This is a genomic window from Wolbachia endosymbiont of Drosophila bicornuta, assembly GCF_028982105.1.
GTDB classification, from domain to species: domain Bacteria; phylum Pseudomonadota; class Alphaproteobacteria; order Rickettsiales; family Anaplasmataceae; genus Wolbachia; species Wolbachia pipientis.
In genome coordinates this window covers 15,781-18,872 of sequence record NZ_JAPQLF010000130.1, presented here as the reverse complement: position 1 = coordinate 18,872, position 3,092 = coordinate 15,781, and the positions used below count along the sequence as shown (strand labels likewise).

The 3,092-nt window shown below is 35.3% G+C and carries 2 protein-coding genes; both read right to left on the bottom strand.

All coding sequences use genetic code 11. From position 1 onward, the window contains the following. Positions 1-737: 737 nt before the first annotated feature. Positions 738-1,997, bottom strand: coding sequence for a cbb3-type cytochrome c oxidase subunit I (locus OZD68_RS05595; RefSeq protein ID WP_182309237.1), 1,260 nt, complete (start codon positions 1,995-1,997; stop codon positions 738-740). Between the two features lie 34 nt (positions 1,998-2,031). Next, a complete protein-coding gene (locus OZD68_RS05590) occupies positions 2,032-3,024 on the bottom strand; it encodes a Na+/H+ antiporter NhaC family protein (RefSeq protein ID WP_259365963.1) in 993 nt (330 codons plus the stop codon). Between the last annotated feature and the right edge of the window lie 68 nt (positions 3,025-3,092).

The following is a 3,092-nucleotide window of genomic DNA, read 5'->3' as shown; positions in this document are numbered from 1 at the left end:
TTAAGTTGGTAAGCATAAAAGTGTTATGTAAAATACAACGTTCTTGATGGGATTGCGTGAAATGCTGGATCCCAGTGTCTGGGCACTGGGATGACAAAGGAGGAGAGTGTCAGCTACTCGGATGACAAAAAAAGGAGCACTGGAATGACAGCAGTCCTACGTCATACCGCCGCGGTATCTCATCAGCTAACAAGCAGCGGGATGACGGTTGTCGTTTAGCTATAAACATTAAGAAATTTACTAAACAAAAAAAAAGGCAAAAGAAACCCTAGTCATTGTCTATTTTAAGTATTTGGCGTTTTTTAAGTCTTAAACGCTGCAATTTAGCTGCTTTTAAGTGCAACTAACTTTAGCTAAAATGTTTAAGAAATTTACTAAGCAGAAAAAAAGGCAAAAGAAACCCAGTGGTAATTAGTGTTCACTCTCTAATCCTGCAAATTGGCGTACTATACTGTCTTAGTGGTAAAATAGTAATTTTATTGCTTGAAGCTAGACTAATATCATTGGAACTTAGCATTATTAAAACGACTTATAAGCGCGTTTCAGCTTTTATAGGTAAAAACCTAAAAACGTTGTGAAGACATAAGGTGCACATAGTGCAAAAAATTAAAAATAAGACGCCAACTACGTTGTTTTCTTGCTGTTTAATCTGCACAGATGAAGATAACTGAATACCTTCAGTATCATGATAAGGGCGCTGGCGGAGTTTGTCAAGGAAGTTTTTTCGTTTCTATGGGTCAGTTGGTACGCGCTTTGCCTTTTAACAGATGTAAAAGCACAATTATTACGAACAACATTCCACCAACAACTGATATAGCGCCACCTATAATGAAGCACGTGCGTGCTAACATTGACGAAATGCTTGGCAGATCTGCAACCTTCCTTAAAGCACCATATCCACCAAGCCACACAAGGCCAGTAATATGGAGAAAATGCCCTACACTGTAGGCATAAATCTGTAATCTTACCATGGAGTTTTTTACCTCTTTAAAGTTTAATTTGGGTAACAGCCAATAAATGCAATTCATAAAAGCTATAGTGATCCCAACTACAGAACCGTGATAATGAGCAGGAATCGTGACATTACCTTCAATAGTCAACACTCCGAGCACATCTCCATAAGTGAACAACAAAAATGAATGTAATAAATAGTTGCTTTTATCATTAATAAAAGTTCTGATGTTGTAGCACACTAATATTATCAAAAAGCACGGCAAAACTGCTCCAGCAATCCTCATATGCCAAGTAAAAAACTGTATTAACTTGGCACTATCAACTGGATAAACAAAATATACAAACGGTGCGCCTACAGCTAAAATCGTGTTTATAAATAGTGGTAAAATAGTAATTTTATTGCTTGAAGCTAGACTAATATCATTGGAACTTAGCATTATTAAATAGACTAAAAACATTCCTTGAGTAAAAGCAAACTGCAATAAATGTCCGCCTCCCCAAAAGAGATATTCGTAAAATAAATTATTATCTGAGTGATATAGACCTGGAGGCATATTATTATATGCTAAAACAAAGCAAAGAAATGACGATACAAGTATAATAACTAGCCCAATTTGCCCAACAGAGAGAAATGAAACCTCTTTTTTTGATGTGTATGCTAGCATTGTATTTACTAATATACTGGCAATAAACAAACTGAGTCCAAACAAAAATAATTTGTTTTGTAACACGGGAATATAATTACTTTTGATAACTTCAGTGTTTGGAACGAATGCGGATATAAACATGAGCAGCATCGAAAGGGTTGATAGAACCCATGAAAAGTTAAACCAACTATTGGTATTTTGTAGGTTTATGATAAAGAGCAGAGATATTATAGAGCACATCCACACTAAAATTGACAAGTTCACGTGTATTACCAGCGCATTATCAAAAATATATTGTGCAGAAGGAACAAGAGAGGAGATAAAAGGCAATCGTAGAAAAATAACAATTATTGACAGTAACCCAGAGCAAGCAAGAGCACATACTGCCAAGAACATCCATTTTCTACAGAGCGGAGCGTTGTCTTGTATATTAAGCACAATCTTTTTTCTCAATTTTGTTCAATACAATATATAACACTGCAATAATACCTAAAACATAGCAATAGTATACGTGTGGCATGACTGCCAAAGGTGAAACTCCAGCAATAGTGCTAGCCAAAAGCAATTGAGCGTCATACGGTATTAATCCTTGAAATACACAAGAAAATATGCCTAGCCATGCTGCACTATAGTGAGGCGGTATTTCATATTTCTTAGCAATATCTCTAGCAATTTCACCGCTAAAAATTATAGCGATGGTATTATTTGCAAGTAAAATATCAAATATGCTGACTATTTTTGCAATAAATAACTGTGCAGTTTTTTGTCCACAACGTTGTATCATAACCCAAGATGAAAGTTTATCTGCAAACTCCTTAGAATTTTTACCTACTAGTCCTGAAAGCCCGCCAAACATCAATGACAGTAGCATAATTTCATGCATACTCATAAACCCTTTGGTGATGTTTTGGCTTAAAAACAATAAACCATGATTGTTGTTATTTATAAATCCAATAATTCCAGCAAAAGTTATGCTTAAAACCAATGCCGTAAATACATTGATTCCAAAGTTTGCAAGCAATATAAGTATGATGTAAGGAGCCACAAGCAATAAAGAATACTCCTTAACTGAAATAGCAGCACTATTGCTTGAGCCATAAAATAATATAATTATTGTGAATATAGAAGCAATTAGTGCCACTTTTGCATTCAGTTTTAATTTTTTCTTTATATCAGCCTTTTGAGACATCACAGATGCAATTGTAGTATCAGAGATAATAGATAAATTGTCGCCAAACATTGCTCCTCCTACAACGGTTTCCACTCCTAAGGAAGGAGAAATCCCAGCTTGTGTCAGTTCAACTGCAATAGGAGCAATTGTTGCAATGGTGCCCATTGATGTACCAATAGCAGTGGAGATGAAAGCTGCTACAAAAAATAATCCTATGAGTAAAAATTGTGTTGGTATAAATGAAAGAGCCAAATTATAGCCTTTCTTATAATAGTCCGAATGCGATAAGATATGTGTTTATGGCTATAGCAGGCCAGTAG